2 protein-coding genes and 2 pseudogenes are annotated in these 14,453 nt (G+C 66.0%); 2 read left to right on the top strand and 2 right to left on the bottom strand.

Annotated elements, in window-relative coordinates:
- Nucleotides 1-75 precede the first annotated feature (75 nt).
- Nucleotides 76-264, bottom strand: a pseudogene (locus tag ACIQUI_RS17285) (phosphopantetheine-binding protein); the annotation flags it as partial.
- On the opposite strand from ACIQUI_RS17285, the pseudogene ACIQUI_RS17280 reads away from it, so the two are divergent.
- Nucleotides 265-453, top strand: a pseudogene (locus ACIQUI_RS17280) (thiol:disulfide interchange protein DsbG); the annotation flags it as partial.
- 134 nt (nt 454-587) lie between these two features.
- Here ACIQUI_RS17280 and ACIQUI_RS17275 read toward each other — a convergent pair.
- Nucleotides 588-13,541, bottom strand: a complete 12,954-nt coding sequence (locus ACIQUI_RS17275) for a non-ribosomal peptide synthetase (RefSeq protein WP_403200735.1) — start codon at nt 13,539-13,541, stop codon at nt 588-590.
- A gap of 303 nt (nt 13,542-13,844) precedes the next feature.
- Between ACIQUI_RS17275 and ACIQUI_RS17270 the strand changes: the two genes are divergently transcribed.
- On the top strand, nt 13,845-14,375 hold the full coding sequence (locus ACIQUI_RS17270; protein WP_033699331.1) for an RNA polymerase factor sigma-70: 531 nt from the start codon (nt 13,845-13,847) through the stop codon (nt 14,373-14,375).
- Nucleotides 14,376-14,453 lie beyond the last annotated feature (78 nt).

Below are 14,453 nucleotides of genomic sequence, written 5' to 3'. Positions count from 1 at the left end.
CGGCCTTGGCAACGGCGCAATACCTGTGGGAGCGGGCAAGCCCGCGAAGAGGCCGGTGCAGGCTAGCCAATCACTTCAAAGTCCCTCCAGCTCAGCCATCAGGTCACTCAGCCGGTCGACCTTGTCGTCATCCAGCGCACTGCCCTGCAACCCCTGCACATACTCGGCCAGCTCCTCCACCGTGCTGCACTCGAACATCGCCCGCAGCGGCACGTTCAGCTGCAACTGCTTCTGCACCCGCGAAGCGATCTGCGTGGCAAGCAGCAGTTGAAGGCTCTGGAGCAGGTACCGGAAGCGGTGCAGCAGAAGCTGGCAGCGAACATGGCGCTGATGGAAGAGATGGGGTTGCAGGCGACGCCGGCGATTTTCTATCAGGATGAAAAAGGCAACCTGCAGAGCCAGCAAGGGGCACCGCGGCCGGAGATGCTGGGCAAGATTCTCGGTAAGCGCTGAGATATTGGCTGCCAGCGCCGGCCCTTTCGCGGGCTTGCCCGCTCCCACAGGTACTGCACCGGCCTTGGCAACGGCGCAATACCTGTGGGAGCGGGCAAGCCCGCGAAGAGGCCGGTGCAGGCTAGCCAATCACTTCAAAGTCCCTCCAGCTCGGCCATCAGGTCACTCAGCCGGTCGACCTTGTCGTCATCCAGCGCACTGCCCTGCAACCCCTGCACATACTCGGCCAGCTCCTCCACCGTGCTGCACTCGAACATCGCCCGCAGCGGCACGTTCAGTTGCAACTGCTTCTGCACCCGCGAAGCGATCTGCGTGGCCAGCAGCGAATGCCCGCCCAGCTCGAAGAAGTTGTCGTGCACCCCCACCCGCTCGGCCTTGAGCACATCGGCCCAGATACCGGCCAACACTTCCTCCAGCTCGTTACGCGGCGCCTCATAGGCCTGGCTGTGCTGGCCGCCGATATCGATGGCCGGCAGCGCCTTGCGGTCGAGCTTGCCGTTGGCGTTGTGTGGCAGGTTGTCGAACCACCCCCAGTGCAGCGGCACCATGTACTCCGGTAGCTCGGCACGCAGGCGTTGCTTGATCTGCTCCAGCAACGCGGCGTCGGCAGCGATGCCCTGGTGTGCCACCAGGTAACCGACCAGATGCTTGCCATTGACGCCTTCCTGCACGCCCACCGCAGCATCGCGGATTTCTGCCTGCTCGTGCAGGCGCGCTTCAATCTCGCCCAGCTCGATCCGGTAACCGCGGATTTTCACCTGGTGGTCAATGCGCCCGACGTATTCCAGTACTCCGTCCGGGCGCTGCCGCGCCAGGTCACCGGTGCGGTACAGGCGCTCGCCCAGCGCTCCGTAAGGGTGAGGCACGAACGCCAAGGCCGTGCGCACCGGGTCGCCGACATAGCCACGGCCTACCCCGGTGCCCGCCACGCACAATTCACCCACCGCACCCAGCGGCACCAGCGCCTGGTCTTCGCCGAACAGGTACAGGCGATTGTTGTCGGTCGGCGTACCGATGGGCAGGTAGCTGCCTTCGGTCGACGCAACATCGACCCGGAAGAACGCCACGTCATCCGAGCACTCTGCCGGGCCATAAGCGTTGACCAGGCCGATCTGCGGATAACGTTGCAGCCACTGCGCCGCCAGCTCCGGCGGCATAGCCTCGCCGGTCGGCAGCATCCAGCGCAGGCCATCCAGGGCCTGGTGGTCGTTGGCCAGCATGCCCTGGATCAACGAGGGCACGCTTTCCAGCACCGTGATGCCGGTGGCTTGCACATGCGCCAGCAGGCCCTGCGGATCATGGGCGATGGTATTCGGCACGATCTCGACCTTGGCGCCAAACAGCGGCGCGGCGAGGAACTGCCACACCGAAATGTCGAAGCTCTGCGAGGCAGTCTGGGCGATCACGTCCTGCTCGCTCAGCGCCAGGTACGGCAGCTTGCTCAGCTGGTTGTTGAGCATGCCGCGCTGTTCCACCATCACCCCTTTCGGCAGGCCGGTGGAGCCTGAGGTGTAGATCACGTAGGCCAGATTGTCCGGGCCGCTGTGGATGCCTGGGTTATGGCTGGCACCGGGGCTTGACTGGATGTCTTCCCACACCAGCAGCTGTGGCCGTACCGCAGCCTCCAGCTCGCCCAGCAGTTGCCGGCCTTGCTCGGCACAGGCTGCGCTGCACACCAGCACCGGGGTACGGCTGAGCTGGATAATGCTCTGCAGCCGCGCCGCCGGCAGGCCTGGGTCCAGCGGCAGGTAGCCGGCACCGGCCTTGAAGCTGCCGACGATCATGCCCAGCAGCGGCAGGCCGCGCTCGGCCAGCAACGCCACCGGCTGGTCCACCTTCACGCCCGCCCCGATCAGGGCGTGGCCCAGGCGGTTGGCCGCCAGGTTCAGCCCGGCGTAGTCGTACGACGCCTCCAGACAGCGGGCAACGGTACGTTCCGGGTGCACCGCCACCTGCGCTTCGAACTGGGCGACGTAGCTCTGCTCCAGCGGATAAGCCCGCTCGGTGCGGTTGCAGTCTTGCAGCAGGAAGCGCTGCTCGTCTGTGCCCAGCATCGGCAGTTCGCTCACCTCGCCCTCGAACCCTGTCACCAGTGCCAGCAGCAGGCGCTTGAACTCGGCCAGCAGGCGCTCGACGGTCGGGTAGTCGAAGTAGCGCTGGTCGAACGACAGGTGCAGGCCCAGGTCGTCACCGGGGTAGCACACCGCTGTCAGCGGGAAGTTGGTATGTGTGCGCCCCGAGTCGGAGCTGGCGTTCAGGTGCTGGGCGTGGTCGAGCACGGCGGTTTCCACCGGCGCGTTCTCGAACACGAACAAGCTGTCGAACAGCGGCTGGCCCTTGGGCAGTTCGCTGCAGTCCTGAATCGCCACCAGCGGCAGGTATTCGTACTCACGCAGTTCCATGTTGCTTTGCAGCAGGCCTTGCAGCCACTGGCGAACGCTGCAGCGCTCACCCGCGACCGGCAACTGCACGCGCAGGGCAACGCTATTGATGAACAGGCCGACGGTGCGCTGCATCTGCGGCATGCTGACCGGGCGCCCGGCCACGGTTACGCCAAAGGCCACGTCGCGGTCGCCGCTGTAGCGCGCCAGCACCAGGGCCCAGGCCGCCTGGGCGAACGTGTTGACGGTCAGCTGGTGAGCCTGGGCCAGTTCGCGCAGGCGCACACCATCACTTACCTGCAGGCGGGTGTAGCAGTCGCCAACCACCATGCCGCTACCGGCGTGATCATGGCGCAACGGCCGGTCGCTGGGGATGGCCGTGGCGCGTTCGAAGCCGGCCAGGTTGGCCTGCCACCAGGCCCGTGCGTCATCCAGGCCCTGGCGTTGCAGCCAGCCGATGTAGTCGCGGTAACGCGGTGGTACCGGCAGCTGTGCCTGACGGCCTTCGCCAAGGGCCTGGTACACCTCGAAGAAGTCGTTCATCAGCAGCGAGCGGCACCAGGCATCGATGAGGATGTGGTGGTTGCTCATCATGAACCAGTAGCGCTCGTCGGCCACGCGCACCAGGCGCAGGTGGAACGGCGCCTCGCTGAGCAGGGCGAACCCGGCCTCGCGCTCCTGCTTGTGCAGGGCTTGCAGACGCAGCTCCTGGGCATCGTCCGCCAAGCCGCGCCAGTCCTGGTAATCCACCGCCAGGTTGCCCGGTTTATGGATGATCTGCAGCATCGCCTCGCCGCTGTTCCAGCTGAACGATGCGCGCAACGCTTCGTGGCGCGCCACCACGGCCTGCCAGGCCTGGGCGAAACGCTCGGGGTCCAGCGCGCTGTTGATGCGGTAGCGGTCCTGCATGTAGTACAGGCCCGTGCCCGGCTCCAGCAGGGTGTGCAGCAGCATGCCTTCCTGCATCGGCGTCAGCGGGTACACATCCTCGATCTGTGCAGCAGGTACCGGCAATGCGTCGATTTGCTCCTGGCTCAGGTGCGCCAGCGGGAAGTCCGACGGGGTGAAGCTGCCGTTGCCATCGGCCAGGCAATGGGCGACCAGCGCCAGCAACTCCTGGCGATAGGCTTCGGCCAAGCTGGCAATGGTGCGCTCGTCGTAGCGTTCGGCACTGTAGGTCCAGCGCAGTTGCAAGGCACCGCCATATACCTGGCCATCGACGCTCAGCCAGTTAGGCAGCGGGGCATCGAGGTCATGGGCCAGGCCGGCCGGGGCCTCCAGCGGCTGGAACAGCGCCGCGCTGTCGAACTGCTGGTCGAACTGGCCCAGGTAGTTGAAGGTGATGCGCGCCTGCGGCAAGGCCGCCATCTGCTCGCGCCCGGCCGGGTCGGCCAGGTAGCGCAGCACGCCATAGCCCAGGCCTTTGTGCGGCACCTGGCGCAGTTGTTCCTTGATGCGCTTGATCGAACCGGCACGCGCCGCCTCATCCTCGCCTGGCAGGGGGCGCAGGCTCAATGGATAGGCGTTGGTGAACCAGCCGACACTGCGGGTCAGGTCCATGTCTTCGAACAGCCCGTCACGGCCGTGGCCTTCCAGCTGCACCAGCACTTCTTCATCGCCGCTCCAGCGGCACAGGGCACGCGCCAGCGCCGTCAGCAACAGGTCGTTGACCTGGGTGTGGTAGGCCGCCGGGGCCTGTTGCAGCAGTTGCCGGGTCTGCTCCACGCCCAGGCCGATGGCCAGGGTATGGGCGTGGCGATGCAAGTTGCCACCTTGCGGATGGTCACACGGCAGTTCGCGGCGCACCCCGCCCAGCTGGCCTTGCCACCAGCCCAGTTCGTCACGCAGCGAATCGCTGCCGGCGTAGCTGGCCAGGCGTGCAGCCCAGTCGGCCATGGCATGGGTTTTTGTCGCTAGCGGCTGGCCACGGTACAACGCCTGCAGGTCTTCCAGCAGTACCCGCCAGGACACGCCATCGACCACCAGGTGATGGATGGCCAGCAACAAGCGCTGCTCGCCCTGCCCGTCACGCACCAGCAAGCCACGCAGCAACGGCCCCTGTTGCAGGTCGAGGCTGCGCTGCAGGTCGGTGTACAGCGCCTGGCAATCCGCGAAATCGGCAACGGTCGCGGTCCACAGCAGTTGCTCGGCGCCAGGCTGGGCGTACTCGGCCTGCCAGCGGCCACCAGCCTCGTTGAAGCGCAGCCGTAGGCTGTCGTGGTGTTGTACCAGTGCGGCCAAGGCCTGCGCCAGTGCGGCTTCATCCAGCGGCTGACGCGCCTGCAGCAATACCGCCTGGTTCCAGTGTTGCGGCTGCGGCACCTCGCTGTCGAAGAACCAGTGCTGGATCGGCGTCAGGCCGGTTTGGCCCTGGCGCTGGCCCTGCTCGATGGTGCTGGCGGCTTCGCTGCGTTGAACAACGGCTGCCAGGGTCTGGATGGTCTGGTGCTGGAACAGGTCGCGCGGGGTGAATTGCAAGCCGGCCTGGCGGGCGCGGCTGACCACCTGGATCGACAGGATCGAGTCGCCGCCCAGCTCGAAGAAGTTGTCCTGCACGCCGACCTGGGCAACGTTGAGCACATCGCGCCAGATCTGCGCGAGCTGGGCCTCCACCTCGTTGCCAGGGGCCTGGTACTGCTGGCGTGCCTGCTCAAGGTCCGGCAGCGGCAGCGCACGGCGGTCGAGCTTACCGTTACCCATCAGCGGCAGGCTGTCGAGCAACACCAGGTGCGCGGGTACCATGTAGTCCGGCAGGTGCTGGCGGGCATCGGCCTTCACCGCATCGCGCAGCAGGTTTTGCGCCTCGCTACCGGCAGCGGCCTGCTTGCACACCAGGTAACCCACCAGTTGCTTGCCACCGGGCAAGTCGAGGGCCAGCACCACGGCTTCGTCGACATCGGCATGCGCCTGCAGGCGGCTTTCGATTTCGCCCAGTTCGATGCGGAAGCCCCGTATCTTCACCTGCTGGTCGGCACGGCCGACATATTCCACCAGGCCATCCGTGCCCAGGCGCACCAGGTCGCCAGTGCGGTACAGGCGCCCGCCTTCGGCGCCGAACGGGTCAGCAACGAAGCGCTCGGCGCTAAGGCCCGGGCGGTCGTGATAACCCTGGGCCAGGCCAGCCCCGCCGATGTACAGCTCGCCAATGCCGCCCTGTGGCAGCAAGGCCAGGTCTTCATCGAGGATGTAGGCAGTACGGCTACCAATGACGCGGCCGATCGGCACGCTGCCCAGTTCTGCCGGCAGCGTTTCTGGCGCCAGGCAGGCCAGCGGCATGACCACGGTTTCGGTCGGGCCATAGGCGTTGAAGAACTGCTGCGGCGCAAAGGCCTGGCGGATACGTTGCAGGTGCTCGCCGGTCAGCGCTTCGCCACCGGTGATCACCAGACGCACCGGCAGTTGCTCGCCCTGCCCGCCCAGGTATTGCGCCAGCTGGCTACCGTAGCTGGGGGTGAAGCCAAGAATGCTCACCTGCTGATCACGCACCAACTGGCAGATTTCTTCGGCGCCCCACTGCCCTTGGGCACGCAGCACCACGCGCGCGCCGCACAGCAGCGGCACCCACAGGCGTTCGCTGGCAGCGTCGAAGTTGATCGAATAGAAATGCAGCTCGCAGTCGTCGCTGCGCATGCCGAACGCGGCAATCACCGCCTGGCAATGCATGGCGAATTCGCCATGGCTGACCACCACACCCTTGGGCTTGCCGGTGGAGCCAGAGGTATAGATCAGGTAAGCCTGGTGCTGCGGCAGGTTGAGGTTGTCCAGCGCTGCATCGCTGTAGGCCGACAGGCTGGCGGCATCGTCTTCCAGGCTCCAGCGGGCCACGCCTTCAGGCAGCTCGCCCAGGGTTTGCAGCAGCTCACGCTGGCTCAGCAGCAGGCCGATGCGGCTGTCTTCGATCATGTAGCGCAGGCGGTCGAGCGGGTACTCGGGGTCCAGCGGTACATAGGCACCACCGGCCTTGAGGATGGCCAGCAGGCCGACGACCATTTCCAGCGAGCGCTCCAGCGCCAGGCCCACCCGCACCTGCGGGCCGACGCCACGCTCACGCAAGGCGCGGGCCAGGCGGTTGGCTTGCTGGTCGAGTTCGGCATAGGTCATGTGCTGGCCGGCGAAGGTCAGCGCACCGGCCTGTGGCGTGCGGGCCGCCTGGGCGGCGAACAGGCCGTGCAGGGTGTGGTCAAGGTCGAAATCGTGCTCGCCCTGCAACTGGCCCACCAGCACCTGCTGCTCGGCGCTGCTCAGCATCGGCAGCTCGCACAGGCGCTGTTGCGGGTTGTCGAGCAGGCCGACCAGCAACTGCTGCCAGTGCTCGGCCATGCGCGCAATGCGTGGCTCGTCGAACAGGTCACGGCTGTAGGTCAGGCAGCAGCCCAGGCGGCCGTCGAGGTCGGTCACCTCCAGGTACAGGTCGAACTTGGTGGCGCTGGCGTCGTTGACCAGGTAATCCACCTGCATGCCGGCCAGCGTACGGCTTTGCTGGAAGGCCCAGCGCTGCACGTTGCACATCACCTGGAACAGCGGGTTGTAGGCGCTACTGCGTGGCGGCTGCAAGGCCTCGACCAGTTGATCGAACGGCAGGTCCTGGTGCGACTGGCCTTCGATGGCCGCCAGGCGCATCTGCTCAAGCAGCTCGCTGGCGGTCATCTGGCCGTCCAGCTCGCAGCGCAGCACCTGGGTGTTGAGGAAGGCGCCGATCAGGCCTTCGCTTTCCGGGCGAATGCGGTTGGCCACCGGTGCACCGATGCGCAGGTCACGCTGGCCGCTGTAGCGGTGCAGCAAGGCGGCCAGGGTGGCGGTCATGGTCATGAACAGGGTCAGGCCGCGCTGGCTGTTGAAGGCATGCACGCGGGCGACCAGCGCCGGGTCGAGCTCAAAGCGGTACAGCTCGCCGCGGTGGCTTTGCACGGCCGGGCGCGGGCGGTCGGCGGGCAATGCCAGCACCGGGTGTTCGTCACCCAGGCGCGCCTTCCAGTAGGCCAGCTGGCGGGCACCCTCGCCGCTGTCCAGCCACTGCCGTTGCCACACGCTGTAGTCAAGGTATTGCACCGGCAGCGGCGCCAGCGGCGAGTCGCGGTCATCGACAAAGGCCTCGTACAGCTCGCCCAGTTCACGGGCGAAGATGTCCATGGCCCAGCCTTCGGTGACGATATGGTGCAGGGTGAGGACGAAGAAGTGCTCACGCTCTTCGGCCTTGACCAGGCAGGCGCGCAGCAGCGGGCCACGCTCCAGGTCGAACGGCTGATGCGCCTGGTCGTCGGCCAGTTGTTGCAGGCGTTGCTGGCGGGCATCAGCGGGCAACGCGCTGAAGTCTTGCCAGTCCAGTTGCAGGCCGCTGTCTTCAGCCACGCACTGGTAGGGCACGCCGTCGATGCTGGGGAAGGTGGTGCGCAGGGTTTCATGGCGCACGATCAGCGCCTGCAACGCACGCTCGAAGGCGTCCACGTGCAGGGTGCCGCGCAGGCGCGCCATGCCGCCGACGTTGTACGCCGGGCTGTCCGGCTCCATCTGCCAGAGGAACCACATGCGCTGCTGCGAGTACGACAGCGGCACCGCCTGGTGGCGGTCGACGCGAGTGATCTCGCCTTGCAGGTTACGCTCGCCGGCGTCGCGGATGCGTGCGATCTCGGCGCAGAACGCGCCCAGCTCGCTGGCTTCGAACAGCGCCTTGAGGGGCAGCTCGACATCGCAGGCCTGGCGGCTGCGCGAGACGATCTGGGTGGCCAGCAACGAGTGCCCGCCCAGGGCGAAAAAGTCGTCCTGCAAGCCGACACGCGGCAGGTTCAGCACCTCGCGCCAAATGGCAGCGACCTGCTGTTGCAGCTCGGTTTGCGGCTCGACGTGTTCGCGTTGCTGCCACACCGGAGCCGGCAGCGCCTTGCGGTCGACCTTGCCGCTGGGGCCCAGTGGCATCTGTGCCAGCGCAATGAGTTGCGCCGGCACCATGTAGGCGGGCAGTTGTTCAGCCAGCACCGCCAGCAATTCGGCCGGTTGGGCGTTGCCACTGTAATAGCCGACCAGTTGCGCGCCGACGGCATCCTTGTGAATCAGTACCAGCGCGTGTTCCACACCCGCTTGCGCCAGCAGGCAGGCCTGCACTTCCTCAGGCTCGACACGGAAGCCGCGCACCTTCACCTGCTGGTCGAGGCGGCCGAGGTATTCCAGGGCCTCAAGCTGAACCTGCCAGCGGGCGCGGTCACCACTGCGGTACAGGCGCTCGCCATTGCCATCGGCCTGGGGCACGAAGCGCTCGGCAGTAAGGCCTGGGCGGCCCAGGTAGCCACGGGCCAGGCCCGCGCCACCGAGGTACAGCTCGCCCGGCACACCGGGGGCGGTCAGTTCCAGTTCATCGTCCAGCACGCGGCACAGCACATTGCCCAGCGGGCGGCCGATTGGCGAGCGCTCGCCATCCGCTAGCTGGCAATGCCAGTGGGTGACGTTGATGGCGGTTTCAGTCGGGCCATATCGGTTGTGCAATTGCACCTGCGGCAACACTTGCAGCACACGGTCACGCAAGGCGGCAGACAGTGCTTCGCCACCCGAGAACAAGCGGCGCAGGCTGCTGCAGGCAGCTGCCTGCGGCTCCTGGACGAACACTTGCAGCAGCGGTGGCACGAAGTGCAGCGTGGTCACACCATGGGCCTGCACCAGTGCGGCGATGCGCTGCGGGTCGCGGTGTTCGCCGGGGCCGGCGAGTACCAGCTTGCAACCGGTGACCAGCGGCCAGAAGCACTCCCACACCGATACGTCGAAGCTGATCGGCGCCTTCTGCATCAGTACGTCGCTGTCGTTCAGCGCGTAGGCGGTTTGCATCCACTGCAGGCGCTCGGCCAGTGCCGCATGGGTGTTGCCCACGCCTTTAGGCTGGCCGGTGGAGCCGGAGGTGTAGATCACGTAGGCCAGGTTGTCACCGTGCAGGTGCAGGCCAGGCGCATGGCTGGGCCAGCTGTCCAGGTGCAACTGGTCGAGGGCGATGGCGCTGACGCCATCGACTTGCGGCAGCCTGCCCAGCAAGCTGCTGTGGCTGAGCAGCAGGCCGGCATTGCAATCGGCAAGCATGTAGGCCAGGCGCTCGGCCGGGTAGTCGACGTCCAGCGGTACGTAGGCACCCCCGGCCTTGAGGATGGCCAGCAGGCCGACCAGCAGCTGTGGCGAACGCTCGATGGCAATCGCTACGCAGGTATCGGGGCCCACGCCTTTGTCGCGCAGGTAGTGCGCCAGGCGGTTGGCTTGCTGGTGCAGTTCGGCGTAGTCGAGGCTACCGCCGTCCCAGGCCAGTGCCGGGCGCTGCGGGGTCAGGCGGGCCTGTTCGTTGAGCTGCTCGACCAGCAGGCGTTGCGGCGTCTCGGCGGGCGCCTGGCCCCAATCCAGCAACTGTGCACGGCCAGCCTCATCCAGCAATTGCACCTCGCCCAACGCTAGCTGCGGCGCGGCACACACCTGCTCCAGCAGCGCCAGCAGGTGGTGGGCCAGACGTTTGACAGTGCTGGCGTCGTACAGCTCGGCAGCATAGTCGAAGGCCAGGCTCAGGCGGCCCTGATGGTCTTCTTCACTGTGCAGTTGCAGGTCGAACTTGGCTTCGCGGCTGTGCCAGGGCAGTTCCTCGGCCAGCAGACCCGGCAGGCGGCGCAGGGCCGACAGGTCGCGCTGCTGGTGGTTGAACATGACCTGGAACAGGCCTTGCTCACGGGCTTCGGGCAAGGCTTCGACCAGTTGTTCGAACGGCAGGTCCTGGTTGGCCTGGGCGTCCAGGGTGGCCTGGCGCACCTGGGCCAGCAACTGCGTGAACGGCAGGCGGCCATCGAGCTGCGCGCGCAGCACCTGGGTGTTGATGAAAAAGCCCACCATGCCTTGGGTTTCGAGGCGTGGGCGGTTGGCGTTGGGCACCCCGACGCGGATGTCGGCCTGGCCGCTGTAGCGGTGCAGCAGCGCCTGCCAACCGGCCAGCAGGACCATGAACAGGCTGACCTGCTGTTCGCGGGCCAGGCCCTTGAGCGCGTCGGTGAGCTTGGCCGGTACCTTCAGGTTGAAACGCGCAGCACCATGCTCGCGCTGACCGGTGCGAGGGTGGTCGGTGCACAGGTCGAGCACCGGCAGGTCATCGCCCAACCGGGCCTTCCAGTACTGCAATTGGCGTTCGGCTTCACCGTCGGCCAGCCATTGTCGCTGCCAGGTGCCGTAGTCGGCGTAGCCCAGGGCCAGCGGGGCCAGGTTGGCTTCCAGGCCTTGGCAGCGGGCGGCATACAGTTTGGCGAATTCGTCCAGCAGGATGTTCAGCGACCAGCCGTCGGCGACGATGTGATGCAGGGTCACCCACAGCTGGTGGTCTTCGTCGTCCAGGCGGGCCAGAGTCACGCGCAGCAACGGGCCTTGAGTCAGGTCGAACGGCAGGCGCGCCTCGGCTTCACGCTGGGCGGCGACCTGCTCAGCGCTTTGGCCTTCAAGGTCAAGGCGGTGCACGTTGAACGGCTGTGGCGCCAGGATGCGTTGCTGGGCCTGGCCGTCTTCCTCGCTGAAGACGGTACGCAGCGATTCGTGGCGCTCCACCAGCGCCTGGAAGGCTGCTTCCAGGGCGTTTTCATCCAGTTCGCCACGCAGGTGCAAGCCCGCCGGAATGTTGTACGCCGCCGATTCTGGTTGCAGCTGCCAGAGCAGCCACAGCCGGTTTTGCGCCAACGACTGGGGCAAGGCCTTGGCGCGCTCCAGCGTGGCAATCGCTGCCGTGCCTGTACCGCCTTTGGCAATGATCGACGCAACGGCTTTGCTGTAATCGGCCAGCACCGGTGCTTCGAACAGGGTGCGCAGGCTCAGGTTGATGCCCAGCTCATCAGCCAGGCGTGCAGTGGCTTGGGTGGCGGCGATGGAGTTGCCACCCAGCAGCAGGAAGTGGTCGTCTGCGGCGACCGCCTCCACCTTGAGAATGTCGCGCCACACGGCGGCGATACGGGCTTGCAGTTCATCGCCAGCCGCAGCGCTTGCAGGGGCTTCGCTCACCTCAGGGAAGCGGGCATAGCAGTCCAGGCTGCCATCGTCCATGCGCAGGCGGCAGGCGGAGCGCTGCAGCTTGCCGCTGGAAGTCTTGGGCAGCGCACCCGGGTTCAGCAGCAGGACCACGGCCGGAGCCTGGCGGCAGGCATCGGCAATCACCTGGCGCAGGGTCTTGATCAGGTCCTGGGGCTTGAGTGCCTTTTGCACGTTACGGCTGATCTCCACCGCAACGCCGATACCCTCCTCGCCCTGGTGTTCGACGGCGAACACGGCCACTCGGCCTTTGCGCAGTACGTCAACTTCGCGCTCGAGGGTTTTCTCCAGGTCCTGTGGGTAGAGGTTCTGCCCGCGCACGATCAGCATGTCTTTCAGGCGCCCGGTGACAAACACCTCGCCCTCGCGCATGAAACCCAGGTCGCCGGTGCGCAGCCAGGTCTGGCCATCCATTTCGACAAAGGTGCGGGCACTGGCTTCGGGGTTGCGCCAGTAACCCAGGGCGATGCTCGGCCCGCCAGCCCAGATTTCACCCACCTGGTTATCGCCCAGCACCTGCAGTTGCCGCGGCTCGACAATACGCACGGCGTGCCCGGGCTGCGGGTAGCCGCAGCTCATCAGCACGCTGCCCTTGCCGGGTTGGGCGCGGTTGGCAGCGAAGGCTTCGGCGTCCAGTTCCAGCGCGGGAATACCCTGGCCGCGACGGCTGCCGCTGACGAACAAGGTGGCTTCGGCCAGGCCGTAACTGGCGAAGAAACTGGACGCATGGAAACCACAGGCCTGGAACTTTTCGGCGAAGGTGGCCAGGCTGTCCTGACGAATCGGCTCGGAACCGGAATAGGCCACGCGCCAGCGGCTCAGGTCGAGCCCGGCCAGCGAGGCCTCGCTGACCCGCTCGCTGCACAGGCGGTAGGCGAAGTCGGGGCCGCCGCTGATGGTGCCGCCGTACTCGCTGATGGCCTGCAGCCAACGTTGCGGGCGGGCCAGGAAGTAACCCGGCGACATCAGCACACACGGCACACCGCTGAAGATCGGCTGCAGCAGGCCACCGATCAGGCCCATGTCATGGTACAGCGGCAGCCAGCTGACGATCACGTCGTCGGGGTTGAGGTCGATGCCGAAGCCTTGGCGGATCAACTGCTCGTTGGCCACCAGGTTGCCATGGCTGACCTGCACGCCCTTGGGCAGCGCGGTGGAGCCCGAGGTGTATTGCAGGAAGGCGATGTCATCGCTTTTCAGCGCGGGCTCGCGCCAGCTCGCGGCCAATGCCGGGTCCAGGCCGTCCACTGCCAGCAGTTCGGGGGCGTTGTCTGCCGCCAGGGCCTCCAGGCCCTGCAAGTTGTCGTGCAGTGCCGCCACGGTCAGCAACAGGCGCGGCTCGGCGTCGTCGATGATCGACAGCAGACGCTCCTGATGGTGCTGGCGCGCAGACTCCGGTGGATACGCCGGCACCGCGATCACGCCGGCATACAGGCAACCGAAGAACGCCGCTACATACTCCGGGCCACTGGGGAACAACAGCACCGCACGGTCGCCAAAGCCGGCCCGGGCCTGCAAGGCGGCGGCAATGGTGCGCGCGCGCTGGTCGAGGTCCCGATAGCTGAGCACGGCCTGCTCGCCGGGGGCGTCGGCGAGAAAGCGCAAGGCGATCTTGTCCGGGGTCTGCGCTGCGCGTTGCGCCAGGGCCTGGACCAGCGAGAGCGGGAGTTCGAAGGCGTCCGTCATGGGGTGTTCCTGCCAGTGTCTGGTGGGGGCGAGCCGGCTGCTCCGCGATCTTGAGCGGGCAACGTAAGGCGCCGGATGTACACAGGGGAACGGATGGGCAGGGGAAGAAATTAAAGGGATCGTTCAGGTGCAGAGGGGGCTGGAGGTGAACCGGTTCACACTGGCTGCTTAGAACCGAAAGATACAGATACTAATTACGTTTCGTATTTGACAATCATTATCATCTTGAATAGCTTGTCGCACGTCGTAGGAAGCTTCCCAGCCTTGGGTGCCTCCTTTCCCCTCTGTGACAAGGTGATTTCCATGGCGGAACAACTATCCACAAGTAAGTGCGATTCACCATTACTGCAGGCCTTCGTCGACAACCGCAGCATCCTGGTCAAGATTGCTGCGCGCATTACCGGTTGTCGTTCGCGCGCCGAAGATGTGGTGCAGGATGCGTTTTTCCGGCTTAGCGCCGCCCCGCAGATTACCTCGTCGTTCAAGGCGCAGCTCAGCTACCTGTTCCAGATCGTGCGCAACCTGGCCATCGACCATTACCGCAAGCAGGCGATGGAGCTGAAGTACTCCGGCAGCGAGGAGGAAGGCCTGAACGTGGTCATCCAGAACGCCTCGCCCGAAGCCACGCACATCAACCTTGCCGCACTGGACGACATTGCCGAGGCGCTGAACGAACTGCCCCAGCGTACCCGCTATGCCTTCGAGATGTACCGCCTGCATGGCGTACCGCAGAAGGACATTGCCAAGGAACTGGGGGTGTCGCCGACACTGGTCAACTTCATGATCCGCGATGCACTGGTGCATTGCCGCAAGACGGCTAATCGGCAAGTTTGAAGGTAGCTGCAAGCTTCAAGCTTCAAGCTTCAAGCTTCAAGCTTCAAGCAAAAACCAATCGCGTTCTGCCCTGGCTTT

The organism is Pseudomonas sp. NPDC090592 (assembly GCF_044769185.1).
In the GTDB taxonomy this organism is placed as follows: Bacteria; Pseudomonadota; Gammaproteobacteria; order Pseudomonadales; family Pseudomonadaceae; genus Aquipseudomonas.
The sequence above is the reverse complement of the archived record's forward strand: the minus strand, read 5'-3'. Positions and strand labels throughout refer to the sequence as shown.

Coding starts and splice junctions, on each gene's coding strand:
- ACIQUI_RS17270 (WP_033699331.1), top strand. CDS start 13,845: ATGGCGGAACAACTATCCACAAGTAAGTGCGATTCACCATTACTGCAG.
- ACIQUI_RS17275 (WP_403200735.1), bottom strand. CDS start 13,541: ATGACGGACGCCTTCGAACTCCCGCTCTCGCTGGTCCAGGCCCTGGCG.